Genomic DNA, 26,412 nt, shown 5'->3' on the forward strand with positions numbered 1-26,412 from the left:
CATCTTCACTCCTTCATTCGACCACTGATGCCGTACAGCACGGCACCGAGAACACTACTACTTGTATATACCCAAAAGACGATATAGATTGTACTCTTCTCGAGTACAAAACCACTCATCAGATTAAACAACGCTGTCGCAAGTCCCGTCGTCGTTGCCATGTATGTACTGACAGCTGTCGCGACCATCGTCTCTGGAACGAGCGATCGGACATAATCTAAGGCGACAGGAATCAACAGACCTACGATCATTCCTTGCATCGCAGATAATACCCACAGCATGACGATTGGAAGTTCTAAAGCAATCATCGCCGTCCGCGCAGCCGACAACAAGGAGACGAATACAAGAACCGGAATCGCTCCGAATCGTAATAACAGACGCGAGGCGATGCGCATGAACGGAATTTCGCACAGAACGGCGACAAAGAATAATGTTCCGACGAGTGCCGTCGTCTCGCCACGAATCGTGACGTAGCTGCCAAAGTAATAATTGTTGGCGAAGATCGGTCCGAAGATCAAACTCCCTCCCGCTAAGAATAGCAGGAAGCGACGGTTCGAAAAGAGTTGTTTTAACGGGGTTTGTTGCCGATGTGAAACATGTGCGCTCCCTGTCTCTTCTATACCGATCAATACAAGGAAACCAAGAACCCACGCTGCACCAGTCGCATAAAAAATCAGACCGAGTCCGCCATCCTCGGTGATTTGCCCAAGGATGAAGACTGCTAAGGCAAAACCGGCTGATCCAAAAAGACGTAATGCCCCGTAGTCCACCTTGCGTTTTCGCGTATATTCGATCGCTAACGTATCAACGAGTGGAATATGTGCGCACTGGAATAATGCCCAGATACACGAAATCAATAATAAAAGCAGATAGGCAGACGTCAATATGTAGCTTAATGTAAAGAAACCGGCAGCAAGCATCGCGACGAGCAAGAGTCGTTTCGGTTTCCCGAGGCGATCCGCCGCGATTCCCCAGATGGGTTGTAGGAAAATGGAGAGAATCGGTCCAATCGCAACGATCGTTCCAATCTCTGAAGCCGACAGTCCGAACGCGTCGTTTGAGAAATAAAGCGCGAGGTACGGAATGAGTGCTCCTTGTCCAAAGAAAATAAAGAAATATAAAGCTTGGAAATGATAGGTTTGACGATTTTTCACACGGAACTTCCTTTCAAGAGGCAATCCCCCCATCTTTACGATGCGGGGATCATCAATCATTATTTTGCGAGCTCATAAATCGCTTCTGCATAGATTGCGACAGCAAGCAATAGTTCATCAAAATCAACATATTCATCGACTTGGTGGGCAACTTCAGGACCACCCGGGAAGACTGGACCAAAAGCTACTCCCGCCGTCAACGACCGCGCATATGTGCCGCCACCAATTGCTATCAAATCAGCTGATTGGTTCGTATGGCGCTCATAAACGGCACTTAGCGTCTGAATCAATTCATGGTTTGGATCAACATGGTGCGGTGTCATATGCGTCCGCGTCTGCAATTCAAAACCATATCCTGCCGCGGCTTCCTTGATGATTTGCAGACGTTCCGTGAAGTCTGCTGTATACGGGTAACGGATATTAATCGATGCCGTTCCTTGCTCTTCAGCGTAACGGAATACACCGCCATTGATCGTTAAGTCACCTGTCTCGTCTGAAGCAGCGACACCGATCGCTACACCGCGAGAATCCCGGAACATATGCGTCACGAGTTGAATGTAACGACGACCGTTATAATCCAAGTGAAGCGTATTGAGGAAACGTGCCAAATGTAAAGCAGCATTTTTACCGTTGTCCGGCTCCATCGCATGGGCTGCGACACCGTTGACATCAAGGACGAGACCTTCCGTTTCTTGCTTGACTGTTCCCGTCAAACCTTGTTCTTCAAGATAAGCATGGAAATCCGTTTCAAGCGTTCCTACTTCGACGACACGAAGAAGCGCTTGGGCATGACCTGGAACCATGTTTGGACGTTCACCACCTTCAAAGCGAACGAGATGGTAGCCTGTATCAGATGCTTGCGCTGGTTTCCCTTGAATCAATAACCCGTCATAGAGTCCTTTTTCCGCATTGATGATCGGGAAGTCGGCATCTGGTGCAAAACCGAGTGTTGGCATCTCTTCATGTTTGAAGTAATGATTGACACAACGCCATTCACTCTCCTCATCCCCTCCTGCAATCAGACGGATGCGCTTCGAGAGTGGTAAGCCAAGCTCTTTGACGATTTTCAAAGCATAATAAGCTGCCATCGTCGGTCCTTTATCATCGATTGCTCCACGCGCATACAGTTTTCCATCTACAAGCGTCGGGTTGAATGGACCGTATGTCCAGTGATCGCCACCAGCTGGTACGACGTCTAAGTGACAAAGAATACCGAGTAACTCTTCCCCTTGACCATACTCCAAATGTCCTGCATACCCATCGACATTTTTTGACGTGAACCCATCGCGTTCCCCTGTCGCGAGCATCCAATCGAGGGCACGTTTGACTTCATGACCAAACGGTGCGCCCTCTTCGATCGTCGATTCGTCGAGTACACTCGGAATCCGTAATAGTTCTTTTAAATCTTCTAATAAGTCCTCGCGACGTGCGAGTACTTCCTCTTTCCAATTCACCATCTGATTTCGCTCCTTCATTACGGGTTTTGGATTCGTTTCCTATACACCTTCCTAGTATAGCGAATATTCGTTCAGATACGAACATCCAAATTCTGTTTTCTTTTTTATTTATTGAAATGACGAACATTAATCTGAAATAAAACCTGAATCATCGACTTTACAAACCATTTGAATATGTTTTTTATGAAAACGTTCGGTTAAATTACTTGCATTTTAATATCAAAACGTTATACTAAAGGCGAAACAACTGGATATTGCATTGTCTTTTGTCACCCGAAGCTTTAGAACACTATTCTATCCATTGGGGGAGTGGTTATACCAATGAAAGATTCTACAGACCGTATGTTGACCCGGATTAAATCGATTTATCTCTACATCCAAGAGAACGGAGCTACTACGACAGCAGAGTTGGTTGAAGAGTTTGGCATCACTTCAAGGACCGTCCAGCGGGATTTGAACGTGCTCGAATACAACAATCTCATTGTGAGCCCTCGACGCGGTACATGGACGTCGAGTAAGAAACAAAAGCAAGCGGGTTGATCCACTGTTTCACTATGTATATCTTTCGATGACGCGATTCTTCGCGTCTTTTTTTGTTATCTTTTTTAAAACGTGGGGTATAGCTATTGGGAGAAGGAGATGATAAGAATGAATATTTTAATCATTGGAGCAAACGGAACGACGGGACGCAAAATGGTCGAATTGATCGCTAAACAAGGAGATCACCAAGCGATCGCTGTCGTACGGGAAGAAAATCAAATCAACGATTTGATTGCACTCGGTGCATCTGAAGTCAGACTTGGGGATTTGACGAAGGATGTCAGTGGCGTCGTCAGTAACGCGGACGTCGTCATCTTTGCAGCGGGTGCTGGTGGCGCATCGGACGAATTGACACGTGCCGTCGATCAGGAAGGTGCGATCAAAGTCATCGATGCAGCAAAAGCGAACGGAATCAATCGTTTCCTAATGCTCAGTTCAGTCGGTACAGAAGAACCGAAAGGCGAACTAAAAGTATATCTCGAATCGAAAGCAACAGCAGATGCTCACCTAAAAGAAAGCGGACTTGATTATACGATCGTCCGTCCTGGTCCACTCAGCTACGATGACCCAGCAGGTACTGTTGAAACGAAAGAGCATTTTGATTCATACGAAGATCGTAAGGTGCCTCGTGACGATGTGGCAGCGCTGTTCGTTCACTTGATTGATCATCCGACACAATCTCGTGTGTTCGAAGTACTCAGCGGTCCTTATTCGATCGCGGAAGCACTACGTAACCAATAATTGAATTCCACAATAAAAGGCGATGGAATGTACATTATTCCATCGCCTTTCGTTTTGCTTATTCAGGTTGCCAATCAAACAAGGATAATTCATCCGGTGTCAGTTCACGGTAGTCCCCGAGTGCAAGTGCCGGATCAAGCTCCAAGCGACCAATCGAACGCCGTTTCAAGAACGTGACCTCTTTACCGAGGGCAAGCATCATCCGTTTGACTTGATGAAACTTCCCTTCCGTGATCGTCAATTCAAGCGTTGAATCTGTTTCTGTCGTCGATAAGATCACAAGTTTTCCTGGCTTTGCCTGATAACCGTCTTCTAAGGTGACGCCTGCCGCAATTGCCTCGACGTCTTCTTGCGTCAATACACCTGTCACTTCCGCGTAATACGTTTTTTCAACGTGTTTCTTCGGAGACATCAAGGCATGATTGAATGCTCCATCGTTTGTCAGTAACAACAAGCCTTCTGTATCCTTATCGAGTCGTCCGACCGGAAACGGTTTGAAATACGTCACGTCTTCGAACAACAGATCGATGACGGTCTCATCTCGTTTATCCTCTGTCGCACTAATGACACCCGGTGGTTTATTCATCATCAAGTAAATGTATTTTTGATACGTGACCGGTTCGCCGTACATCAGAACCTGTTGCGACTCAACATCGACATGCTGTTTCGGATCACGCACGATTTCACCATCGACTTGAATTGCTCCTGCCTTAAGCAAAAGTTTTACTTCTTTTCGGGAGCCTGCCCCCATGTTAGATAATAATTTATCTAGACGCATGACCTCGTCCTCGTTTCAATGAAATTTTCCGTCCTAATACGACTTCTGCTAAACCACTCCAAATCGAGAGTCCAGCAAAAATCACGATTCCAACTGCCGCACCAATGATCAGGATCAAAAGAGATGCCCATGTCGTCTCTGGTAAGAAGGACACCATTCCCCACTTGACGAGCGCGACACCCGCCCCCATCAATGCACTGATGATTAGAATCAATGATGTCCGGCGCAAGACCGTACTGAATGGGAACTTCACTGTTTGTGTGATCCGGAAGAACATCAATCCTGTCGCAACGAGATAACCAATGATCGTCGCATAACCAGCACCCGTTCCATCACCCGTCAAATGAATCAACGGCGCATTCAAGAGATACTTCGCAAGTAATCCAGCAAGTGTTGCAATGATCGTGAAGTACTGACGGTTAATCCCTTGAAGGACTGCTGCCGAAACAGAATACAGGGCAAGGAATAAGGCACTCGGTGCATAGCTTAACAGATAGACCCATGCTGCTTGGTCTTTCGGGAAGAGCACATGGAACGTTTCTTCGCTTAAAAGAATCATTCCGACGACTGCCGGAATCGTCACGAAGAAAACAAGTTGATAAATCTGTGAGATTTGAGCCCGTACTTTCCGCATATCGCCTTGCGTGAAGGAAGCTGTCAACAGTGGAGTTGCCGACAACGACAATCCTGTTGCGACCGATACCGGAATCAAGACAATCTTATGACTATCCGCAATCAGATAGGCAGTCGCGTTTCCAGCCGCTTCGAGCGTGTAGCCGATACTTTGTAAGGCGGCATTCATCGTATTTTGATCGATGACTTGATAAAGGGGTGTCGAAAGACCGACCATGACGATTGGAATCGCATACGTCAATAATTCTTTATACAAATCCGTTAACGGGCGATCCGGCGAACGGACGGTTTGAGTAGCACGAAGTTCCTGCAAGCCGCTGGCACGTTTGCGGAAATAATAGATCAGAACCGCGACACTACCGATTGCGCCAATGAAGGCGCTGAACGTTGCAATCGTTGCGGCAAATGCTGCACCTGAATCAAATAAATAAATCGCAATGCTGACTCCTGCAAGCAAGAAAATGATCCGGACGATTTGTTCCAAGATTTGCGAAATCGCTGTTGGCCCCATCGATTGATACCCTTGGAAGTAACCTCGGGTCATACTCATCGGTGGAATCAAGAGTAAAGCGAAACTTACGCCACGAATCGTCATCGTGACAGCATCAACGTATGCTGCTGAATCAACGTCACCACCCGGAATGGCCCGGTGTGCTAAATACGGTGCGAGAAAGAATAAAGCGAGGAAGGAAACAATCCCGGTCAAGGACATGATTTTTAGACCAGACCGATATAATCGTTCACTCGTATCATACTCTCCTAATGCATTGTATTTCGCAACGAATTTCGAGACGGCGACAGGAATCCCCGCTGTCGCGAGTCCGATCATGATCGCATAATAGTTGTAGGCATAGGTATAGAACATGATGCCTGTCGCGCCGACCATGAACTGAAACGGAAAGAGATAAATCAAACCCAGTGCGCGGGAAATCAGTGACGCACCGGACAGGAGCATCGTTCCACGAACGAATCCTGAATTGCCGGAAGAAGTAGACTGCTTATTACTGACTGTGGACATGGTAACATCCCTCACGCTTTCTAATTTTTAAACTCGACACTCTGATCGTGACTGTCTCATTATACAAGTTCTCTCGTACACAATTGCAAATCATTATACCGCTGTCTATCTTGAATTGAAAGAGACGGTTTGTTTACAGTCACAACTTCTGCTAAAGTGAAACAAGCAGAATTCTATGAATGAGGTGACCATATGTACGATGTAATCGTAATCGGAGGCGGACCGAGCGGCTTAATGGCGACGCTCGCCTCTTTACAAGCTGGAGCACGGACGCTCCTGCTTGATAAAGGAAATAAATTAGGTCGGAAACTTGCAATCTCTGGCGGCGGACGTTGCAACGTCACGAACCGAAAACCACTCGATGAGCTCGTCCAGTCGATTCCGGGAAACGGACGTTTTCTTTACAGCGCCTTCTCTCAATTCAACAATGAATCGATCATCGAACTCTTCGAAGGGTTTGGTGTCGCACTCAAAGAAGAAGACAACGGGCGGATGTTCCCTGTTTCGGATAAAGCCGCAGATGTCGTTCGTGTATTGATTGATCAAATCCGCGCGCATGGTGCTGAGATTCAAACAGACGCGCAAGTCGCTACGCTCGACTTCCATCCAGACGGTTCTTTTGCCGCTGTCCTCTTAGAGAACGGCATACGCCTTGAAGCAAAGAGTTGTATCGTCGCGGTTGGCGGACAATCCGTTCCGCATACCGGTTCGACAGGCGACGGCTATCCGTGGGCTGAAAAAGCGGGTCATACGATCACAGAGCTCTTCCCGACCGAAGTCCCGATCTTATTAGGGGATACGTTCATTCACGAAAAAACATTACAAGGGCTGTCGCTGCGTGACGTCGCCTTAACGGTCCACGGTAAAAAGGATAAAGCAATCAAAACACATACGGGTGATCTACTCTTCACACACTTCGGTTTAAGCGGTCCGATTGCTTTACGCTGTAGCCAGTACACGATCAAGGAGCGCAAACGTTCGAAGGAGACGATCGTCCATCTATCAATCGATCTCTTCCCGGACGAATCACTCGGTGCGTTAACGGAACGCTTCCAAGCCGCACTTGCAGCCAATCCCAAGAAAACGGTGCGCAATGCCCTCCGCGGCTTCGTGCCGGAACGTCTGCTTGAACTTCTCTTTGCTCAAATCGGGTTTGGCGATGAAGTCTGCACACAAGTCAAGAAACAGGACTGGACGGACTTCTTGCAAAAATTAAAACGATTCCCACTGAAAGCAACAGGAACGCTCGACTTTGATAAAGCTTTCGTCACGGGTGGTGGCGTCTCGATCAAAGAGATTGATCCAAAAACGATGATGTCGAAAAAGGCTGAGCGGTTATTCTTTGCCGGGGAGATTCTTGATATCCATGGCTATACAGGTGGCTACAACATCACAGCTGCATTCGTGACGGGTCATTGCGCCGGTAGTCACGCTGCAGAGATGGCACGTGACTCTGTCTTTTAATATGAATAAGACCCGATTCTTCTGTTTAGCAGAGGAATCGGGTCTTATTGTGTCAGGATTTAATCGATCGGTGTAAACGATCGGCTTGAGAATTTATCCGTGACGACTAATGCAAACAACTCATTATCTTGCACGAAAATCCCCTTCGAACCATATACTTTCGGACTGGCTGTCTCGCCCGTGATCGTTTTGTCCTTTCGATCGATCGAATAGAGATAGAGGGCTTCTGAATCCAGTGTGTAGATCCGACCTTGTCGTTCAGCAAGACCAATCGGTCGGAACTCAGACTCGAACGATTTCTTCGCATCACTTCGCATCCCACTCGCCGCTTCGATTTTCTCCCGTTTGATGACTGACAGATAAGGTGGTTTCTGTTTTTTCTTCAACGCACGTTTTTTCTTTTCCGAGGCGTCAGGATCAATCTTGATCTTATCCTCTTTCATCGCAAAATAGGTCACCTCGACTCGTCCCAGTGCTCGAATATGATTAATCGTATAGAATTCTTTCTTCTTCGTATCATATCCAAGACCGTGGAAACTGTCCCGTATCGTCGTTCCTTGTACTTTTTCACGTTTTTCTTCGCTCCAGACACCATCTTTTCGCGTAATCGTGACCAGAATCTGATTCGACGTCAACAGCGCGACGGTCTCCCCGTCAACGAGGGTCATACCGTCAAGACCAGCGAGCAACAACTTTCCTTCTTCTAACTGGAAAGATGCATTGATGCGTTCTCCGGTTCCACTGATTTCAAAGAAACGATAATCGTCTGTGACGACGAGGTACGAACCAATGGAATCATCATATAACATTTGTTGGACATTTTTGATTAACGGCTCTTCTGGATTTGGAATAGCTGAAGGCGTTTTCGGTGGCACCTGTTTAACGGCTGCCTGATGCTTCGATTGCGTCTCGATTTTCGCGAACGTTTCCTGAATACGTGACAATGTCTCCGGCTTCGAGAAGACGAGCAGTATACAAAGGATCAACCCCGAAACGACAGCAAAAATCGTTGTATAGACTATATAAGATCGTTTCATTGATGGTACTCGCCTTTCTTTCTCGGTTTCTGATTCAGTGTAGCAGAAGGTCGTTCAAAAAAAAAGCGGACTTGCGACGGAAATGAAGAAACCCCTTCCATCCGCGTCAAGCGAATGAAAGGGGCTATGGCTTAGTTTGCCACGATATTGATTAATTTTTTCGGTACGACGATGACTTTACGAACTGTTTTGTCGCCGATCCATTCTTGTGTCTTTTCATCAGCGAAGGCAAGTGCTTCGATTTCTTCTTTTGTCGCATCGATGTTGATTTCGATTTTCGAGCGAACTTTTCCGTTCACTTGAATGACGAATTCCATCGTATCGCTGACCAGTTTCGATTCATCGAATGTTGGCCATGCCGCATACGTCAATGTCTCTTCAAATCCAAGTTGTTCCCAGAGTTCCTCACCAAGGTGCGGTGCGACTGGTGTTAACAATTGAATGAATCCACGAAGGAAGTGACGTGGAAGAACTGGTTGCTTATTTGCTTCGTTGACGAAGACCATGAGTTGCGAAATTCCGGTGTTGAACTGGATGTTCGCGAAGTCTTCTGTGACCTTCTTGACCGTCTGGTGGTACGTCCGTTCGAAGTCAGCATCGACTTCTGCGACGTCCTGAATGTCTGCTGTCCGTTCGAACAAACGCCAGACGCGGTCGAGGAAACGACGCGCACCGTCAAGACCGTTTTCAGACCAGGCAACTGATGCATCGAGTGGTCCCATGAACATTTCATACAAGCGTAACGTATCCGCACCATGCGATTTGACGATTTCATCCGGATTGATGACGTTACCGCGTGATTTCGACATCTTCTCGTTGTTCTCTCCAAGAATCATCCCTTGGTTGTATAACTTCTGGAATGGTTCTTTTGTTGGTACGACGCCTGCATCATACAATACTTTATGCCAGAAGCGCGCATACAACAAGTGGAGAACGGCGTGTTCCGCTCCACCAATATAAATATCAACTGGAAGCCAGTATTTTAATTTTTCTGGATCTGCGATCGCCTCTTCATTGTGCGGATCGATGAAACGAAGATAATACCAGCAGCTTCCGCCCCATTGTGGCATCGTATTCGTCTCGCGACGCCCTTTCATTCCTGTTTCGGGATCCGTATAATCCAACCAGTCTTCCGCAAGCGCAAGTGGTGATTCGCCTGTACCAGACGGTTTGATTTCCGGAATGATCGGAAGTTCAAGCGGTAATTCCTCTTGGCTGAGCGTCTTCATCGAACCATCTTCCATATGAACGACTGGAATCGGCTCGCCCCAATACCGTTGACGACTGAACAACCAGTCGCGGAGACGATACGTGATTTTCTTACGTCCGACTTGATTCGTTTCGAGTTCAGCAATCATCGTCTCAATTGCTTCTTGTTTTCCAAGACCATCAAGCATATGTGAGTTGACGTGTTCGCCCTCTCCTGTATAGGCTGCTTCATCAACGTTTCCACCCGCGACGACTTCAACGATTGGCAAGTCAAATTGTTTCGCGAATTCATGGTCACGCTCATCGTGTCCTGGAACAGCCATGATTGCACCCGTTCCATACGAAGCAAGGACATAATCAGCGATCCAGATTGGAAGGCGATCGCCTGAGATTGGGTTGACGGCAAAAGCACCCGTGAAGACACCTGTTTTTTCCTTCGCTAAATCCGTCCGCTCGAGATCCGACTTTGTTTGGACTTGCGAAATGTACGTATCGATGGCTTCCTTGTGATCCGCTGTCGTGATGTCAGCTACGAATGGATGCTCCGGCGCAAGCACGAGGTACGTCGCACCAAAGATTGTGTCCGGACGTGTCGTAAAGACCGTGACTTGTTTTTTGTGTCCATCAATCGTGAAGTCGATTTCAGCACCTTCTGATTTTCCGATCCAGTTCCGTTGCATTTCTTTGACAGAATCCGGCCAATCAAGGTCATCAAGATCTTCAAGAAGACGATCTGCATATTCCGTGATTTTCAAGACCCATTGACGCATCGGGACACGCACGACCGGATGGTTTCCGCGTTCAGATAATCCGTCGATGACTTCTTCATTCGCAAGAACGGTTCCAAGTGCCGGGCACCAGTTGACCGCGACTTCGTCCACGAACGCAAGTCCTTTTTCATACAACTTCGTAAAGATCCACTGTGTCCATTTGTAGTACTTCGGATCCGTCGTGTTGATTTCACGATCCCAGTCATAGGAGAATCCAAGTTCTTTCAGCTGACGCTTGAACGTCTCGATGTTTTTTGCTGTGAATTCACGTGGGTCATTCCCTGTATCGAGGGCATATTGTTCTGCTGGTAACCCGAACGCATCCCATCCCATCGGGTGAAGGACGTTATATCCTTGCATCCGTTTCATCCGTGCGAGGATATCCGTTGCTGTGTAGCCTTCAGGGTGACCGACGTGGAGTCCGGCACCTGACGGATACGGGAACATATCAAGGGCATAAAACCCTTCTTTTTCTGGATCTTCTGTCGTGACGAAGGCGTTGTCTTGATCCCAACGCGCCTGCCATTTTGGTTCGATTTCGCGATGATTGTACGGCATGTCTTTTCCTCCTCTAATCTAAAAAAACCGGTCCTCCGCCCCTAGGAATAGGGACGAAAGACCGGTTTGGCTTCCGCGGTACCACCCACGTTGTCTGTCTATGACAGACCGCTTGATTCACGGATAACGGTGTGAAAGACCGGATTCGCTACTACGACTTCACGAATCGTGCTCCCTGACGAGTTCACGGTTGTTACCGACTGGTTCGCACCTTCCACCAGCTCTCTTGACGGCACCTTTCCCCTACTACTTCAGTTCCATGCAATTGACTATCTTTTCCTAGTGTAATCTGTTTCTTCCTCAAGCGTCAACGCTTCCGTAAAATTTCCTCGATTTCTGCATGCGATCGCGCCACATGATCCGCTTGTTCTAGACGTTGCGTCGGCATCCGGTCATCGAGAAGCGCAATCACTTCCATGCCTGCTGCTTTTGCACCGATCATCCCGTTCGCAGCGTCTTCGATGACGAGACAATCTTCAGGTGCGTGTCCGATTCGTGATGCTGCAAGTCGAAAAATCGCAGGATCTGGCTTCGAACGCACGACTTCTTCCCCACTGACGTAATGCGTGATTGGAAGCTCATAATGACGGATGACGCCTTCGATTTTTTGAAGCGAACTTGAAGAGGCGATCCCGATATCATAACCAAGAGACGCCGCTTGTTCGATGACTTGTTTGACTCCCTCTTTTAAACCACATTCTTCCGGTTTTGCATGAATTTGAAACAAGCGATATTCTTCTTCAAGTAACGCACTCGCTGTTTCTGGAAGGTCGTGTTGCGCGACAAGTTCTTCCCACATCTCATCTCCTGTTTTTCCCATGAACGTCGCATACTGAACCGGATCGAGCGGAATCGATAACGTTTTAAACATCTGCTGATGGACCTCAAAGTAGCGAATTTCACTATCTAAGATGACCCCATCCATATCAAAAATAAGACCTCGTTTTTTCAAGACACATCCCCCTTTATTGATCTATCATGATTTCAGCATATCAAAAAAACGACTACACAATGCAGTCGTTTCACCTTCTTCATTTACTTACTGTTTAACTTGTCGCCATTTGGACACTGGTTTGTCGGTAAGCCGGAAAATAATCCGAATCGGCATCTGACCCGTATCGTATACATAACTGATCGTATATGGCTGGTTGAAGAATCGATTTTCCTTGATGATACTCAAATAGTCGATATCCAGTATAGCGGCATTTACTCTCAAAGAGACTATCCCGTTCTTGATATCCACCCCCGAGATGTTGTTCGACGAGACCGCGTGCTTTCGCCTGAAGAATCGCTTCGTACTCGAGTCGCTGATTCGGAAACACCTTCGCTTCATCCCGCTTACAACCAATCAAATGACCGTGGGCATATTCTTTTCCGAGCAATACGAAGTATCCACCAACAGGTTCTCCGTCGATTTCCGCAATCAGTAACAATGGCTCACAGAGGCGATTTGCTTCAAATAATTGCTCAAAATAATTCGCTGTAAAATAGTAATGAGCCGAAGCATTCTTCCGGTCCATCGTTTCATGATACAACGCTACAAAAACAGATAGGTCGTCTCGTGTTCCTGTTCTAACAGTTAAAGGAGAGGCAAGCGATTTGCGAATCATACTTCTCGTCTTCTTATGAAATGTTTGCATGATGTCCTCTATTGAAGGGCGTAAATCGATACTCGTCGTATGACGGATGAAAGAGACTTTCGTCCAATCCCGCATGAAGCGTTCATTCCCCGTCAATGGATTAAAGCGAATCATTTCCGAAACGATCAATTCTCGCTCTGCCCACCTTTCGAACAATAAGCGTGCATGCTGCATTTCAGTCGCAGTCAGTTGACCAATGATTTCCGGTCCACCGTAGCCATACGGCGTGATGAGATCTGAATAAGGTGTATCAAAAATCCGACGCTTTAAAAAGGGATAAAATAGTGTTCCTGCATCACCTTCATAACGGAATAGCACCGCTTGCTCAGACGGTCTAGCGTTGAGCATGACGTATTGGTGACTGTAGAAGATATCAAGAGGCTGTTGCTGTACGTGTGTCGTCCAAGTTGCGGCATCTGTGATGAATTGACACCTTTCCATTCGTGCACCTCCAGTCAAAAAAGAAGCAATGTTCATATGACCTTTCTTTTCAAGTTCTTGATTAGAAAGTACCCGTTTCTTTGCCGAAATATTCCATATTATTAAATGTTTATTTTATGTTCTTAGAACGAAAGACGTAACAAAAGACAGCGGATCAAAGTGTCCGCTGTCTCACAGATGATGCTCATGATGTGATTTTAGGAATGGCACGAAGGAAGACGACGCCCGCTAACAGGATCAATCCAATCAATGTCAAGAAGACCGCTGACATACCGGATAAGTCGTAGATCAACCCTCCAACGGTCGGACTAATCATCCGTCCTGCTGAAGCAGCGATATTAACGTACCCTTGAAATTCTCCTTCTTTTCCGATTGGCGCGAGTCTCGCCGCCATAGCAGGAACCGCTGGCCAGATGAACATCTCACCGACCGTCAGGATGATCATCGCGACGAGGAACATCTTGAAGCCACCGGCGAACGGAACGATCAGATAAGACAAGAGGAAGATTCCGGTACCGGTCATCAGTTGTCGTTTTAAGTCATCTCCAAACCAACGAAGAATTGGTGTTAGTAAAGGTTGCGCGAACACGATGAGTGCTCCGTTGATCGTCCAAAGAATCGAGTATTCGGAAATCGTGACACCGAGCGATTTCGTGTGTACAGCAAACGTTCCCTGCCATTGCACATAAACGAACCAAAGTAAGGCATAACCAATCGAGACGAGCAACATCGTCCGTGCCGCACCGCGTGCAAGGGGCGTGCGTGTCGTTTCGGTCTCTTCATGGGCCGCATGCATCCGCGCTGGTGCCTGAATCCAGGACAACCCGACGAACAAAATGATGGCAAAGGCGATATAGAGGACGAGATTGGCGATGAAGATGTACTGAATCGAAAAGGCAGCGATTTGACCACTGACAGCTGTTCCGAGCGCTACACCAACGTTTTGTGCGACATAGATCGCATTAAAGGCACGACGCCCGCCTTCAGGCCAAATGACACCCGTCATCGCGTAGATCGTCGGAAAAACCATCCCACCGACGAATCCAATCAATCCAAGCATCGCGACGTATCCGAGGTACGTCTGATGAAACAGCAACAAGCCGACGGAAGACAGAACAAGTCCGATGACACTGATGACGAGCGTCTTCTTGCCGCCGAGACGGTCAAACGCTTTTCCACCTAAGTAGTTTCCGACGATTGCTAAGGCCGAGTTGACGAACAACGCCATCCCTGCTTTCGTCATCGACTCTCCTAAATATTCATGTATATATAATGTATTAAACGGCCATAAAAAAGAGGATCCCGTCGTATTGATGGCCATCGCAAGGACAAGGATCCAGACCGCTTTTGGTAATTTTGGCATACCTGTGGTCCTCCTATTTCATTCTCAACCTTGCCACTTTACGCAATCCGTCCCTTGTCTGTCAAGCCACTTCGCTTTTCGTCAACGAATCAAAAAATGATATAATGCAGAAAGAATCTTGCACATACTGAACCATTACTAGAAAAACAGACTATAGGAACAGGAGTCTATGCCATGTCACTTGCCCGTGTACTACCTTATACGAAACAATTACTCGAGTCCGTTATCGAGCCCGGAGACTGCGTCGTCGACATGACTGCCGGAAATGGACATGATACGCAGTTTTTAGCAGAATGCGTCGGTCCAGAAGGTCGAGTCCTTGCGTTCGATGTCCAGGCACAAGCCATCGAGGAATCGACGCGACGTCTCGACGAAGCCGGAATGTTAGCACGCGTCGACCTTTATCATGAAAGCCACATCCATGTCGGTGCCCGTCTTTCGGACGAACAACGTCCCGTTCGTGCCGGTGTCTTCAATCTCGGATATCTGCCTGGAAGCGACAAATCGATCACAACGACAGGTGAAGAGACGCTCGAAGCACTCGATGCCCTCCTCCCGGTCCTCGCTCCCGGCGGTCTTGTCGTCCTCGTCGTCTATCACGGTCACCTGGAAGGAAAACGAGAGCGCGACGCTGTCCTCGATTACGTGACAGCCCTTGATCAGCAAGATTACGCCGTTCTTCAGTACCGTTTCTTGAATCAACAAAATCATCCACCGTTCATCATCGCAATCGAGAAAAAAGTACGCGGATGATTGGACACAAAAAAGTGATGCCTTTTTTTAGAGGCATCACTTTTGTTATTTCATTCTTCCACAAGCTTAAAGAACAACATTAATTTTTCTGCAAACCGTGTGTTCAACCGTTCGAAACTAAAATGCGGAAATCCGTGTAGACGTTGTAAGTAAATCTGATCGCCACCCATTTTCCGGCATACTTCAAGCGTCAACTTGACGTCTGCGAATTGATCGTCCGGTGCATAAAAACAAGCCAAGTTCACACGCGGCAGTTTTTTTCGTTCCTCGTCATGTACGACGATCTCTTCTTCGATTTCCCGGTACTGTGCATAGGTCAGTTCACCGATACGAACAGTATCTTCCGTACTTTGACCAAACGGTAACGTACCGAGTGGCGCATCAGGTCGGAAACGATCGAACGCACTTGCGAAGACTTGTTTGACGCCTCCGAGTTGTTTTGAAGGGTGCCAATCAAACAACGGTGAAATGAACGACAGACTGGCGACCGGTAATTCATATTCTTGCAACAGACGATTGACGACGAGTGCGCCCATGCTACAGGCGACGATATGAATCGGTAGCTTACGTTTTCCGGCTTCACGTAATGCTTCTTTTAATAGTTGACCATGTTCTTCAAACGAGATACGACGTGGCGCGTCGACGAGCAATACTTCATACTCTCGTTCGAGTACCCGAATCAAAGCTTCACTCGGACGGGCACGCAGTTGTAACGGATAGACTAATACGATGATTCCTGTTGGTTGTTCAACCACAAACTCACCTCTTCACTTCATACTTCCTTTTCACGATACCTTATTTCAAACGCAATCGAAACCGTCCCAAGACGGATTTCACGAGGCGACATGGCGAAGACGAATGACAGATTCTACTTGCCCAAAGACTTCTTCCGTCATCTCACTCAGTTCTTCAAAACCAAATGAGGTCAAGAACTGACGTGCTTTATAGTTACGTGCTTCCACGTAGACTTCGAGTGGGACGGCACCTTGTCGTTCGAGTTCACGGATCAGACGTCGCCCGATACCATTTTGCTGATATTTCGGTAAGACGTACAGACGAACGATCTCCCACGTTCCCTCAACATCAACAGCATGAATGAAACCGACGATTTCCTCGTCGATGATTCCGACATAAAAATACTCTCCCCGTGCTTCTTCCGCCGTCCGGATCGCACGAACGACTTCTTCTTGCGGATACGCCTCCTGCACGAAATGCGCTTTTGAACGTTCGGAATAGATTTCTGCATACGTATCCAACCAAGATGTGACGGCAATGTCATGAATACGTCCTGCATCAGCTGGAATAGCTTCGCGTATTTCCATAATCGGAACCCCCCTTTGTATTCATACGAATCGACTCATGTACTTTTACCCTCTTCTAGAAAAAACATTCGTTTCCTGCAAAGTTCCCCGTAAACAAAAAAAGTCCGAAAACCCGCGTAGGGTTCTCGGACTTTTTGATTATGCGAAACGTTTTGCTTGTTCTTCAAGAACTGCTGCTTTATCTGTTTGCTCCCATGGAAGCTCAACATCTGTACGACCGAAGTGACCGTATGCAGCTGTTTGACGATAGATCGGACGACGGAGATCAAGCATGTTGATGATTCCAGCCGGACGAAGATCGAAGTTTTCAGCAACCAATTCGACGAGTTGCGCTTCAGGAAGTTTTCCTGTGCCGAATGTGTCAACCGCGATTGATACTGGGTGCGCGACACCGATTGCGTACGCGAGTTGAACTTCTGCTTTGTCTGCAAGACCTGCAGCAACGAGGTTCTTCGCGACGTAACGTGCTGCGTATGCAGCTGAACGGTCGACTTTCGTTGGATCTTTACCTGAGAATGCTCCACCGCCGTGGCGTGCGTATCCACCATACGTATCAACGATGATCTTACGACCAGTCAATCCAGCATCTCCTTGTGGTCCGCCGATAACGAAACGACCAGTTGGGTTGATGAAGAATTTCGTTGCTGCGTCGATGTATTCAGCCGGGATGACCGGTGTGATGACGTGTTCTTTCAAGTCAGCTTGGATTTGCTCAAGCGTGACTTCTTCTGCGTGTTGTGTCGAGATGACGATTGTATCGACACGAACCGGCTCGTTGTTCTCGTTGTATTCGACCGTGACTTGTGTTTTTCCGTCCGGACGAAGGTAGTCGAGTTGACCGTTTTTACGCACTTCTGCCAAACGGCGTGCGAGACGGTGTGAAAGCGAGATTGGAAGTGGCATGAGTTCTGGTGTTTCTTTCGTTGCGTAACCGAACATGAGACCTTGGTCTCCTGCACCGATAGCATCGATTTCTGCATCAGACATGCTACCTTCACGTGCTTCAAGCGCTTGGTCGACACCAAGAGCGATGTCTGCTGATTGCTCATCGATTGATGTCAATACAGCACACGTGTCCGCGTCGAAACCGTATTTCGCGCGTGTATAACCGATTTCACGAATCGTTTCACGAACGACTTTTGGAATGTCGACGTAAGTTGATGTCGTGATCTCACCTGCAACGAGAACGAGACCTGTTGTAACAGAAGTTTCTGCCGCAACACGTGCGTTTGGATCCGCTGCGAGGATTGCATCAAGAATTGAATCCGAAATTTGGTCACAGATTTTATCTGGATGACCTTCAGTGACTGACTCCGACGTGAAAAGTCGGCGATTAAGGTTTGTCATGTATGACCCTCCCAAAAAAGAATTTGACGGTGTACTCATTTCCCCTAGTTGAGTGGGACGGTAAAATGAAAAAAACCTTTCCAAGTCCAAAAAATGGTCAGGGAAAGGTTGTGCGTTCTTCCTTTACCCTCTTATCGTTCGAAGTGTTTACTTCGCTTCAGGAGAGCACCTTTTCCCTCATTAATATGTGAATTAATGTAGGACGGTTGCCGGGTTTCTTCGGGCCTTGTTCCCTCCACCTGCTCAGAATAAGAGTATCCGTTACGAATTACATGATATAAAGTTGTAACTACTCTGTCAAGCAAGGTTTCAAATTCTAGTCGAAACTTTTTGAAAGAGATGTTAAACTGTTAATGCTGAAAGCGTTTCCAGATAAATAGAAATCAGCACCAGAAAATGATTGCTCTCCCTTTAGTATGTCATATATAATAAATGTGTCATACTAAATGCGATGAGCCAAAACCAACGTAGGGGAAAGGTGGGGTCAGGATGCCGATGACGGTCCTGAATATCGAAGAACTACTCAAGAAAGAGCATGTGTTCAAACAACTATCTGTTGCTGAACTTGTCGAACATGCGATTCGAAACGAAGAAGGTGTCCTTGCTGAGAACGGCGCATTATCTGTAGAAACGGGGAAATTTACAGGTCGTTCACCAAAAGATAAGTTCATCGTCCGTGATTCTTCCTGCGAGTCTCACATTGATTGGGGTCACGTTAACCAACCAATGGATGGAGACAAATTTGAACAATTGTTGCAGAAGGTTCTTCGTTACATGAACGAAGCCGATCATCTCTACTACACAGAAGCTGCAGCAGGTGCAGATACGCACTTCACCCTTCCGGTCCGTGTGCTCACACAATACGCTTGGCATAATCTCTTTGCCAAACAACTCTTTTTACGCGAATATCCTGAAGTGGCTGCCTTTGAACCGTTCACGGTCGTCTACGCACCACATTTCAAGGCAGATCCTGCCGTTGACGGAACGAACTCTGAGACGTTCATCGCCATGTCGTTCGAACACCGAATCGTCTTGATTGGTGGAACGGAGTATGCGGGCGAAATCAAAAAATCAATATTTTCCGTCATGAACTACCTCTTGCCACAAGAAAACGTTCTTTCAATGCACTGTTCGGCAAACGTCGGACACGAAGGTGACGTTGCCTTGTTCTTCGGTCTATCTGGGACTGGTAAGACCACCCTTTCCGCTGATGATAGCCGCCAATTGATTGGTGACGACGAACATGGTTGGTCACACGATGGTGTCTTCAACATCGAAGGAGGATGTTATGCGAAGACGGTTAACCTGTCACGTGAAAAAGAACCACAGATTTTTGACGCAATCCGCTTCGGAACGGTTCTTGAAAACGTCGTTCTTGATGAAACACGTCACCCTGATTACGATGACACATCGTTGACGGAAAATACGCGTGCTGCTTATCCGATTACAGCAATTGATAACATCGCTGTTCCATCACGCGCTGGTCACCCGAAGACGATCGTCTTCTTGACGGCTGATGCGTACGGTGTCTTGCCTCCGATCAGCAAGTTGACGAAAGAACAAGCGATGTATCACTTCCTATCAGGTTATACATCAAAACTCGCTGGAACAGAGCGTGGTGTAACGGAGCCGGAAGCAACGTTCTCGACGTGCTTCGGTTCACCGTTCCTTCCACTCATGCCTGAAAAGTATGCGACGATGCTTGGAGAATTGATTGATCGTCATGGTGTTACCGTCTATCTCGTCAATACAGGCTGGACGGGTGGTGCTTACGGTACAGGTAGCCGCATGAAGCTATCCTATACCCGGACGATGGTCAATGCTGCCGTCAACGGTACACTTGCAACGATTCCAACAGAAGAACATCCGATTTTCGGACTTCATATGCCACTTGAAGTTCCAGGTGTTCCAAGCGAGTTACTCAATCCGGTACGCGTCTGGTCGAATCCGGACGAATACGACACACAAGCGCGTTCGCTTGCTGAGAAATTCCAACACAATTTCCTTCGCTTCGAAAGTGCGACAGATGCAATCAAGTCAGCTGGTCCACGTCTATAAAAAAGAGCCCTCGGGCTCTTTTTTTAAGCTTAGAAATCGGTAAATCTCTTAAGAAATTAATTCATGATTAACAAAAAAAGAAGTGCACGTTTTTCTCAATCAAGAAAAACATGCACTTCTTTTTTAGTCTAAAACAGAATTCGTTTTTTCTTGAAGATGTGTTTCTTTTTGCTTGAGCCACTCCTGACTTTCTGCTAATAGCGCATAGGAACGAGTAAGCGAGACACCTAAACGTTGACTGAGCAGTTCGAACTGATCAAAATCACCGCGATCTGCACTGATTGCAAGCACTAAACAATCCCGAAACGGATGATCTTTTCCTTGTAGAACGACCTTTAGAGAATCTTCAATTGGCAGTTGGTCGATGATGTCGTCGATATCCACAGACAATAACGCATCAATATGTGATAACAGACCGATCATATAAGCACTCTCCGGCTTTAACGTACGCGTCTCTTTCGCAAACAACTCGCAAAGTTTTGCACAATGTAAGGAAGACCGGAGTAACTCATTTGACCATTCGTAAGGACTAGCAAGCTTCATCTCGCGTAAGACAATTAACGAAATCCAGCTTTTGAGTTGCGAGAAGCCTAGCAATGAGATGGCTTGACGAACAGAGCTGACCGTATTTCGTAATCCCATGCCCGGAGAATTGATCAGTTGCAGTACTTGAATGCTGATATACGGATTTGCTTCAATCTCATCAATGACTTCATCGTATTTTTCGTCCGTATCGAGCCATTTTAGCATCTTCAGCAATACCGGCAATTGAGGAGGGACAGCTTTTCCCTTCATCAACATTGGCTTAGCGTAAAAATAGCCTTGAAACCAGTCATATCCCATATCAAGACAACGTGTATGATCCGCGTGTGTCTCCACTCGTTCGGCAAGCATCTTAATATGGGGATAATTACGCCGGACAATATGCAAGATCGCACTTTGCTCACGAGTGGGAATCGCTTCGATGTCGATTTTAATTAAATCAATTAGTGCGAATAATTCTGTTCCATGTTGACGAAGTAAATCCGTTACAAAATCATCGAGTGCTAGCGTAAAACCTGCTTCTTTCCAACTGTGCAACACAGATAACATTTCTGTATCGATGTCGACAGTTTCTAAAATTTCGATAACGAACCGACTTGGATCTAAATAGTGAATCAGATCACTTTTTAAGAGATCTGCTGTAAAGTTAACGAAAAGTTTTTTACCTTCAGCAACGTGCTCCACACCCATATGAACAAGTGTATTCGTTAATACATCTATTGTCGCTAGATCACCGTCGAATACATTCATTTGTTTGACGGAACGATACAGCAACTCAAATGCATCAACTGCTCCGATTCGGTCAACGATGGGTTGACGTGCTAATAAGATATCCATCGTCCTCCATCCCCCTCTACATTACTCATATGGTTCTAATTATATCAAAATTTATTTTTTAGGAAGTTTGTTGTTTTTTACAACGAATCAATATTCTTTTTTTCCTATTATGTATGTAAGTCCGATTCTTTAGATGACAAAAAAACCGATACGACATTCGTCGTATCGGTTACATCATCGATTATAGATACCAGTCTCAAACCAATTCAATACATTCCGCGTCACACGTAACTTTTCATGAATCGGAAATTGATGCGCGTAGGCGTAAGTCTGAAGCATCGTCTTTCCGGAATGATGCGCAGCATAAGCCGTCGCGTGGCGTAAACGAACGTTTTCATCATACGCACCGTGTATCAATAACACTTCACCTTGAGGTGCGACATGAAGCGGAGAGCGAACCGCGTATGCATCAGGAACCGTGTCGGGTGTACCTCCCGTGTAGCGACGAAGCATCTTTTGCATCGTCTTCTGCTCTTCATAGGTCCATTTCAACTCGGTCACCCCTGCCCAGGACACCGTTCGAGCGACTGGACGGTGATGCGCGAGTAGCAACGCCATCTGTCCACCACGTGAAAATCCGAATGCGTGAACATGCGAGACACGTTGCTGCAACCAGTCAAAGGCACTGCAGGCGTCTTCGATATCGTGATGACCGAAGTCTTCTTTTCCCGTACCGCCTAAATTCCCCCGATAGAAAGGTGCCATGACAAAAAAGCCAGCCTGTGCGAACGCGAGCAGTCGTGTCGGTCGGACCATTCCGATCGAACGCGTTCCACCACGCAAATAGAGAATTCCCTGACCATTTGCGACTTGCGGGAGTACGATATAGGCACCGACCCGTTCCCCATCCCCTGTGGTATAGAACATCCGAAACGTACGAAACGGACCTTGACGCGGAAGTTCAAACCAATCGGCGTTCGCTAAGTACACGGAGCGTCTCCGGAAGGACACGGTCCTTCATCATGAAGCTGTATTGTCGATTCGTATCGAGACGATCAGGGAGTTCCTCGAATAGAAAAGCACCGTCTGTTTCATCCACGGCAAGATGAGACGACAATGATCCGATTTGCGCGAAATAGATGTTTTTGATGATCGTATCACCTTTTCCGGCAACACGATACTGTCCGACATATGAGAGAGAATCGATTTTCCCACCTGTCTCTTCCATCACTTCACGACGTGCGGCTTCTTCTGCTGTCTCACCTGGTTCAACCTTTCCGCCGGGAAATTCATACCCACGTTGCTTATGATGGGTCAGCAACCATTTTCCTTCGTACACGGCAATGACCCACACGTGCAAGGGACGATCCGAGAACGGATGGTCATCAAAACTTAATTCTACTTGATTTTGATAATAATCCAAGAATGTAATCACGTACGTGCACCTCATTTCTTCTTCTAACTTCACTTTACCTGTTTCACGGGTATTCTAAAAGTGAAAACGCTAGGATTACCTGTAAATCTGGAAAATGATCTCCTACTATCATCCGATAAACGCAAAAAAACAGCCGATGTTCCACAAGGGAACGATCGACTGTCGTTTCACATTACTTCAAACGTGCTTCGAGTTCTGCTTTTTCTGCTTCGAATCCTGGTTTCCCAAGAAGCGCGAACATGTTTTTCTTGTACGCTTCGACGCCTGGCTGATCAAATGGGTTCACTCCGAGGAGGTAACCACTCATCGCACAAGCTTTTTCGAAGAAGTAGAACAGGAATCCGAGGTGATACGGTGTCATCTCTGGAAGTTCGACCGTCAAGTTCGGTACTTGTCCGTCCGTGTGCGCAAGCAACGTACCTTCTGCCGCCTTATCGTTGACGAATTGAATCGACTTGCCTGCAAGGAAGTTCAATCCATCGAGATCCTGAGCATCTTCTTCAACCGTCAACGCATGACGCGCTTGACCGACTTTGATGACTGTCTCGAACAGGTCACGACGACCTTCTTGGACATATTGTCCCATCGAGTGGAGATCCGTCGAGAAGTCGACTGCTGCTGGGAAGATCCCTTTGAAGTCTTTTCCTTCTGACTCGCCGTACAATTGTTTCCACCACTCCGATACATAATGAAGTGCTGGTTCGTAGTTGACGAGAAGCTCGATCGTCTTCCCTTTCGCATAAAGCGCATTTCGGACGACCGCGTATTGATACGCTTCGTTGTCAGCTAGGTTTTCGCTCGCATAGCGCTCTTGCGCGTCACGGGCACCTTGCATCAACTCTTCGATTGAAATACCAGCTGCTGCGATTGGTAATAGACCAACCGGTGTCAAAACAGAGAAACGGCCGCCGACATCATCCGGAATGACGAAAGTTTCGTATCCTTCAGAGTCTGCGAGTGTTTTTAATGCACCGCGTGCTTTATCCGTCGTTGCATAAATCCGGTGTTTCGCTTCTGCTTTACCGTATTTTTCTTCCATGAACGATTTCAAGAGACGGAACGAAATTGCTGGTTCTGTCGTTGTACCCGATTTTGAGATGATGTTGACCGATACATCTTTTCCTTCGAGGACTTCGAATAAATCGTGCAGATACGTCGATGAGATATTATGACCTGCATAGATGATTTGTGGTGCTTTGCGATCTTCTTTTGATAACAAGTTATGGAATGAGTGTCCGAGCATCTCAATTGCAGCACGCGCACCGAGATACGAACCGCCGATTCCGACGACTAACAACACATCAGAATCCGACTTGATTTTTTCTGCAGACGCTTGGATGCGTGCAAACTCCGCTTGATCGTAGTTCGTCGGAAGATCTACCCATCCTAAGAAATCACTTCCTGCGCCTGTTCCTTCATGAATCGCATGGTGAAGCGTCTTTACCGTCTCCGCCATATGATCTACTTCATGTTGACCTACGAATTGTAGGGCCTTCGAATAATCAAAACGTACTGTTGACATGCCATCGTCCTCCTTATTCATTCGCAACGAAATGCGACCTTCCTTTTCATTAAAACGCAAGAAGGAAGGTCGTTCAAGTCTTTTGTGAAATGATTAGCAAATGTTACAGATTGTTATAGGGCAGCTGTCACGATTTGACGAACATCTTCATTTCCAAGTGATTTGAAGTTTCCGAAGTCGCCGCGTGTCATCGCTGACTTGACGATTGCATCAACTGTATCTTCTTTGATGTCGTAATCAGCAAGACGGTTTGGTGCACCGAGTGATGTCCAGAAAGCACTGATCGCGTCAATTGTCGCGTGTGCTGCTTCCATCTCTGATTTACCTTCCGTATCAACGTTAAAGACGTTCTCACCGAGTGTCACGAAGCGATGTGCATTTGATTCGTCAAGCACGTGGCGCATCCAGTTCGGGAAGAGGATTGCGAGTCCACCTGCGTGCGGGATATCGTGAACAGCTGAGACAGCGTGCTCGATGTTGTGTGATGCCCAGTCGCCGCGTGCTCCCATTTGAAGAACACCGTTAAGTGCCATCGTACCAGCGAAGAGAATCGTGCCACGAAGTTCAACGTTCTCGAGATCGTTGACGAGTTTTGGTGCTGCTTCGACGACTGCTTTCATGACACCTTCTGTCATCCGTTCTTGGACCGGTGCATGCGCAGGGTGGAAGTATTGCTCAAGGCAGTGACTCATCATATCGACGATACCGTAGATCGTTTGATCTTTTGGCACACTGACTGTGTACTTCGGATCAAGAATTGAGAATGTTGGGAACGTAAGCGGGCTGCCCCAACCGTATTTCTCTTGTGTCTTCCAGTTCGTGATGACCGATCCTGAGTTCATCTCAGAACCTGTTGCTGCAAGCGTCAAGACTGTTCCGAATGGGGTGACTGTTTCTGGTGTTGCTTTACCGATGACGAGATCCCACGCTTCGCCTTCATAAGGAATACCAGCAGCAATCAATTTCGTGCAGTCGATGACAGAACCGCCACCGAGTGCAAGCAATGCGTCAACGCCTGCTTCCCGTGCGATTTTGATACCGCGCTCTGCTGTCTCGATACGCGGGTTCGGTTCGACACCGTCGCATTCGACGTACTCGATTCCTGCCGCGTTGAGTTCACGTGTAACATCATCATAAACGCCGTTACGTTTGATACTACCGCCACCAAAGACGAGCATGACTTTCTTTGCACCGAGTGCTTCGAGTTGTGGTTTCAGTTGGCTGACTTGACCGTCACCAAAAATAAGTCTTGTTGGATTGCGATATTCAAAGTTTTCCATCTGTGTTGCCTCCTCAATAAGTAATGAACACCTTACATTATCCACACATTCCCCTTTCGCATCTAATTTAATGCTTATTCTATGTGACGAATTGTAATATTAAGTGCAACACCTAGCTGAAAACACAAAAAAACCCATAACGACCTCGTGTAGAATAGAGTTACCACACAAAATTCAACGGAGGATTCGTTATGAGCTATGTTCATCTTACCACATCAGAAAGAGTCAAAATAGAAACTTATCTAGAGCTTGGATTTTCAATGCGAAAGATCGCTCAGCATCTCGGACGACAGCCGTCTACGATTTCACGTGAGCTAAAACGGAATCCTTCCTACAATGCGATCAACGCCGGGCGGCGTTATGAGATGCAAAAAAAGAATTGTGGAGCACGCACGCTGTTCAGCGCTTCGCTTGGCTCACGTATCCTTTCGAAACTGCGAGAGACATGGTCTCCCGAACAGATCGCAAGACGGCTCTTTCACAAACAGGGACCATCGTACAGTACAATCTATCGATGGATATATAAAGGATTCATCAAGAGCGATTTAGGCGTTTTACGACAAAAAGGAAAG

Annotated in this window: 23 protein-coding genes, 1 riboswitch and 1 other annotated feature; of the genes, 6 read left to right on the forward strand and 17 right to left on the reverse strand. The window is 46.9% G+C overall.

The window, feature by feature from the left end; genetic code table 11:
• Nucleotides 1-5: 5 nt before the first annotated feature.
• Nucleotides 6-1,154 carry an MFS transporter gene (locus tag KNQ15_RS02610; RefSeq protein ID WP_214727599.1) on the reverse strand — a complete coding sequence of 383 codons (1,149 nt, stop codon included), beginning with the start codon at nt 1,152-1,154 and terminating at the stop codon, nt 6-8.
• A 59-nt stretch (nt 1,155-1,213) separates the two neighbouring features.
• Nucleotides 1,214-2,611, reverse strand: coding sequence for a dipeptidase PepV (gene pepV / locus KNQ15_RS02615; RefSeq protein WP_214727601.1), 1,398 nt, complete (start codon nt 2,609-2,611; stop codon nt 1,214-1,216).
• A gap of 321 nt (nt 2,612-2,932) precedes the next feature.
• On the opposite strand from pepV, the gene KNQ15_RS02620 reads away from it, so the two are divergent.
• Both KNQ15_RS02620 and KNQ15_RS02625 read left to right on the forward strand, forming a co-directional pair.
• Nucleotides 2,933-3,151: a DeoR family transcriptional regulator gene (locus tag KNQ15_RS02620; protein WP_023469095.1), complete on the forward strand. Its 219-nt coding sequence runs from the start codon at nt 2,933-2,935 to the stop codon at nt 3,149-3,151.
• 108 nt (nt 3,152-3,259) lie between these two features.
• Complete coding sequence (locus KNQ15_RS02625; RefSeq protein ID WP_214727603.1) at nt 3,260-3,892, forward strand: SDR family oxidoreductase; 633 nt, start codon at nt 3,260-3,262, stop codon at nt 3,890-3,892.
• A 58-nt stretch (nt 3,893-3,950) separates the two neighbouring features.
• Here the strand turns inward: KNQ15_RS02625 and KNQ15_RS02630 are convergent, their stop codons facing one another.
• Both KNQ15_RS02630 and KNQ15_RS02635 read right to left on the reverse strand, forming a co-directional pair.
• A complete protein-coding gene (locus KNQ15_RS02630; RefSeq protein ID WP_214727605.1) occupies nt 3,951-4,670 on the reverse strand; it encodes a pseudouridine synthase in 720 nt (239 codons plus the stop codon).
• The gene (locus KNQ15_RS02635) at nt 4,657-6,321 is read right to left on the reverse strand and encodes a putative polysaccharide biosynthesis protein (protein WP_214727607.1); all 1,665 of its coding nucleotides are present in this window, start codon (nt 6,319-6,321) and stop codon (nt 4,657-4,659) included. The genes KNQ15_RS02630 and KNQ15_RS02635 overlap by 14 nt, the downstream gene beginning before the upstream one ends.
• A gap of 192 nt (nt 6,322-6,513) precedes the next feature.
• On the opposite strand from KNQ15_RS02635, the gene KNQ15_RS02640 reads away from it, so the two are divergent.
• A complete protein-coding gene (locus tag KNQ15_RS02640) occupies nt 6,514-7,785 on the forward strand; it encodes a BaiN/RdsA family NAD(P)/FAD-dependent oxidoreductase (RefSeq protein WP_214727608.1) in 1,272 nt (423 codons plus the stop codon).
• Nucleotides 7,786-7,844: 59 nt separating this feature from the next.
• Here the strand turns inward: KNQ15_RS02640 and KNQ15_RS02645 are convergent, their stop codons facing one another.
• From KNQ15_RS02645 to KNQ15_RS02665, 5 genes are all read right to left on the reverse strand, one after another.
• Nucleotides 7,845-8,822: a hypothetical protein gene (locus tag KNQ15_RS02645; RefSeq protein WP_029342383.1), complete on the reverse strand. Its 978-nt coding sequence runs from the start codon at nt 8,820-8,822 to the stop codon at nt 7,845-7,847.
• 131 nt (nt 8,823-8,953) lie between these two features.
• A complete protein-coding gene (gene leuS / locus KNQ15_RS02650) occupies nt 8,954-11,359 on the reverse strand; it encodes a leucine--tRNA ligase (RefSeq protein WP_214727610.1) in 2,406 nt (801 codons plus the stop codon).
• A 46-nt stretch (nt 11,360-11,405) separates the two neighbouring features.
• Nucleotides 11,406-11,628, reverse strand: a binding site (T-box leader).
• A 38-nt stretch (nt 11,629-11,666) separates the two neighbouring features.
• Nucleotides 11,667-12,311, reverse strand: coding sequence for an HAD family hydrolase (locus tag KNQ15_RS02655; protein WP_214727612.1), 645 nt, complete (start codon nt 12,309-12,311; stop codon nt 11,667-11,669).
• Between the two features lie 94 nt (nt 12,312-12,405).
• Nucleotides 12,406-13,440 (reverse strand): peptidoglycan bridge formation glycyltransferase FemA/FemB family protein, encoded by a 1,035-nt coding sequence (locus KNQ15_RS02660; RefSeq protein ID WP_214727621.1) that lies wholly within the window; start codon nt 13,438-13,440, stop codon nt 12,406-12,408.
• A 184-nt stretch (nt 13,441-13,624) separates the two neighbouring features.
• Complete coding sequence (locus KNQ15_RS02665) at nt 13,625-14,803, reverse strand: MDR family MFS transporter (RefSeq protein WP_047393473.1); 1,179 nt, start codon at nt 14,801-14,803, stop codon at nt 13,625-13,627.
• A gap of 153 nt (nt 14,804-14,956) precedes the next feature.
• On the opposite strand from KNQ15_RS02665, the gene mnmM reads away from it, so the two are divergent.
• Nucleotides 14,957-15,556, forward strand: a complete 600-nt coding sequence (gene mnmM / locus KNQ15_RS02670; RefSeq protein ID WP_256375409.1) for a tRNA 5-(aminomethyl)-2-thiouridylate-methyltransferase MnmM — start codon at nt 14,957-14,959, stop codon at nt 15,554-15,556.
• Nucleotides 15,557-15,606: 50 nt separating this feature from the next.
• Here mnmM and KNQ15_RS02675 read toward each other — a convergent pair whose 3' ends face one another.
• The 3 genes from KNQ15_RS02675 to metK all read right to left on the reverse strand — a co-directional run bounded on the left by KNQ15_RS02675 (nt 15,607) and on the right by metK (nt 18,225).
• Nucleotides 15,607-16,311 (reverse strand): alpha/beta fold hydrolase, encoded by a 705-nt coding sequence (locus KNQ15_RS02675; RefSeq protein WP_050678620.1) that lies wholly within the window; start codon nt 16,309-16,311, stop codon nt 15,607-15,609.
• A 78-nt stretch (nt 16,312-16,389) separates the two neighbouring features.
• Nucleotides 16,390-16,878 carry a GNAT family N-acetyltransferase gene (locus KNQ15_RS02680; protein ID WP_069940898.1) on the reverse strand — a complete coding sequence of 163 codons (489 nt, stop codon included), beginning with the start codon at nt 16,876-16,878 and terminating at the stop codon, nt 16,390-16,392.
• Nucleotides 16,879-17,016: 138 nt separating this feature from the next.
• Nucleotides 17,017-18,225 (reverse strand): methionine adenosyltransferase, encoded by a 1,209-nt coding sequence (gene metK, locus KNQ15_RS02685; protein ID WP_023469108.1) that lies wholly within the window; start codon nt 18,223-18,225, stop codon nt 17,017-17,019.
• 128 nt (nt 18,226-18,353) lie between these two features.
• A riboswitch (SAM riboswitch) is annotated at nt 18,354-18,480 on the reverse strand.
• Nucleotides 18,481-18,714: 234 nt separating this feature from the next.
• On the opposite strand from metK, the gene pckA reads away from it, so the two are divergent.
• On the forward strand, nt 18,715-20,283 hold the full coding sequence (pckA, locus tag KNQ15_RS02690) for a phosphoenolpyruvate carboxykinase (ATP) (RefSeq protein ID WP_029342390.1): 1,569 nt from the start codon (nt 18,715-18,717) through the stop codon (nt 20,281-20,283).
• Nucleotides 20,284-20,406: 123 nt separating this feature from the next.
• Here pckA and KNQ15_RS02695 read toward each other — a convergent pair whose 3' ends face one another.
• The 5 genes from KNQ15_RS02695 to KNQ15_RS02715 form a co-directional block, all read right to left on the reverse strand.
• Nucleotides 20,407-21,663 (reverse strand): EAL and HDOD domain-containing protein, encoded by a 1,257-nt coding sequence (locus KNQ15_RS02695; RefSeq protein ID WP_214727623.1) that lies wholly within the window; start codon nt 21,661-21,663, stop codon nt 20,407-20,409.
• A 174-nt stretch (nt 21,664-21,837) separates the two neighbouring features.
• Nucleotides 21,838-22,593, reverse strand: coding sequence for an alpha/beta hydrolase family protein (locus KNQ15_RS02700; RefSeq protein ID WP_214727625.1), 756 nt, complete (start codon nt 22,591-22,593; stop codon nt 21,838-21,840).
• Nucleotides 22,565-23,038, reverse strand: coding sequence for an RNA deprotection pyrophosphohydrolase (gene ytkD, locus KNQ15_RS02705; RefSeq protein ID WP_047393467.1), 474 nt, complete (start codon nt 23,036-23,038; stop codon nt 22,565-22,567). Before ytkD ends, KNQ15_RS02700 begins: the two co-directional genes overlap by 29 nt.
• A gap of 172 nt (nt 23,039-23,210) precedes the next feature.
• The gene (locus tag KNQ15_RS02710; protein WP_047393465.1) at nt 23,211-24,560 is read right to left on the reverse strand and encodes a glucose-6-phosphate isomerase; all 1,350 of its coding nucleotides are present in this window, start codon (nt 24,558-24,560) and stop codon (nt 23,211-23,213) included.
• A gap of 113 nt (nt 24,561-24,673) precedes the next feature.
• Nucleotides 24,674-25,840, reverse strand: coding sequence for an iron-containing alcohol dehydrogenase (locus KNQ15_RS02715; RefSeq protein WP_214727627.1), 1,167 nt, complete (start codon nt 25,838-25,840; stop codon nt 24,674-24,676).
• A 191-nt stretch (nt 25,841-26,031) separates the two neighbouring features.
• Between KNQ15_RS02715 and KNQ15_RS02720 the strand changes: the two genes are divergently transcribed.
• The coding region (locus tag KNQ15_RS02720; RefSeq protein ID WP_214727629.1) for a helix-turn-helix domain-containing protein at nt 26,032-26,412 on the forward strand (381 nt) is incomplete at its 3' end.

This window comes from Exiguobacterium sp. s168, assembly GCF_018619035.1.
GTDB classification, from domain to species: Bacteria; Bacillota; Bacilli; order Exiguobacteriales; family Exiguobacteriaceae; genus Exiguobacterium_A; species Exiguobacterium_A acetylicum.

Excerpts from the sequence above, each read along its gene's own strand:
- pepV (WP_214727601.1), bottom strand. The coding sequence starts at position 2,611 with ATGGTGAATTGGAAAGAGGAAGTACTCGCACGTCGCGAGGACTTATTA.
- KNQ15_RS02620 (WP_023469095.1), top strand. The coding sequence starts at position 2,933 with ATGAAAGATTCTACAGACCGTATGTTGACCCGGATTAAATCGATTTAT.
- KNQ15_RS02625 (WP_214727603.1), top strand. The coding sequence starts at position 3,260 with ATGAATATTTTAATCATTGGAGCAAACGGAACGACGGGACGCAAAATG.
- KNQ15_RS02630 (WP_214727605.1), bottom strand. The coding sequence starts at position 4,670 with ATGCGTCTAGATAAATTATTATCTAACATGGGGGCAGGCTCCCGAAAA.
- KNQ15_RS02635 (WP_214727607.1), bottom strand. The coding sequence starts at position 6,321 with ATGTCCACAGTCAGTAATAAGCAGTCTACTTCTTCCGGCAATTCAGGA.
- KNQ15_RS02640 (WP_214727608.1), top strand. The coding sequence starts at position 6,514 with ATGTACGATGTAATCGTAATCGGAGGCGGACCGAGCGGCTTAATGGCG.
- KNQ15_RS02645 (WP_029342383.1), bottom strand. The coding sequence starts at position 8,822 with ATGAAACGATCTTATATAGTCTATACAACGATTTTTGCTGTCGTTTCG.
- leuS (WP_214727610.1), bottom strand. The coding sequence starts at position 11,359 with ATGCCGTACAATCATCGCGAAATCGAACCAAAATGGCAGGCGCGTTGG.
- KNQ15_RS02660 (WP_214727621.1), bottom strand. The coding sequence starts at position 13,440 with ATGGAAAGGTGTCAATTCATCACAGATGCCGCAACTTGGACGACACAC.
- KNQ15_RS02665 (WP_047393473.1), bottom strand. The coding sequence starts at position 14,803 with ATGCCAAAATTACCAAAAGCGGTCTGGATCCTTGTCCTTGCGATGGCC.
- KNQ15_RS02680 (WP_069940898.1), bottom strand. The coding sequence starts at position 16,878 with ATGGAAATACGCGAAGCTATTCCAGCTGATGCAGGACGTATTCATGAC.
- metK (WP_023469108.1), bottom strand. The coding sequence starts at position 18,225 with ATGACAAACCTTAATCGCCGACTTTTCACGTCGGAGTCAGTCACTGAA.
- pckA (WP_029342390.1), top strand. The coding sequence starts at position 18,715 with ATGCCGATGACGGTCCTGAATATCGAAGAACTACTCAAGAAAGAGCAT.
- KNQ15_RS02695 (WP_214727623.1), bottom strand. The coding sequence starts at position 21,663 with ATGGATATCTTATTAGCACGTCAACCCATCGTTGACCGAATCGGAGCA.
- KNQ15_RS02710 (WP_047393465.1), bottom strand. The coding sequence starts at position 24,560 with ATGTCAACAGTACGTTTTGATTATTCGAAGGCCCTACAATTCGTAGGT.
- KNQ15_RS02715 (WP_214727627.1), bottom strand. The coding sequence starts at position 25,840 with ATGGAAAACTTTGAATATCGCAATCCAACAAGACTTATTTTTGGTGAC.